Annotated in this window: 1 protein-coding gene; it reads right to left on the bottom strand. The window is 64.2% G+C overall.

Features of this window, described 5'->3' with window-relative positions:
* The coding region (locus AAEY83_RS16325) for a poly-beta-1,6-N-acetyl-D-glucosamine N-deacetylase PgaB (RefSeq protein ID WP_351060712.1) at positions 1-260 on the bottom strand (260 nt) is incomplete at both ends.

Genomic DNA, 260 nt, shown 5'->3' with positions numbered 1-260 from the left:
GGAACACCGTGCTGGCGCCCAAGTCAGCCATGCGCTGCACCAGTTTGCCGAGGTTGATGTCCTGCTGGGCCGGGTCCGGGTCGTAGACGTTGTCGAGATCGACATGCACCACGCGCATCGGCGCTTCGGCCTGCACCGAGACGATGCTGTTGGCGAAATGCTCGCCGTCAGGATCGGAGGCGACGAGAAAGCGCGGCCCGCTCATCAGGTTATCGAGGGTGTCGAGGCCGTCGTCCAGCGTCAGGGCCATTTCATAGCCC

Origin of the sequence: Psychrobacter sp. TB20-MNA-CIBAN-0197 (assembly GCF_040309765.1) — a bacterium.
Lineage (GTDB): Bacteria > Pseudomonadota > Gammaproteobacteria > Pseudomonadales > Moraxellaceae > Psychrobacter > Psychrobacter submarinus.
This window is presented reverse-complemented; position numbering and strand designations above follow the sequence as displayed.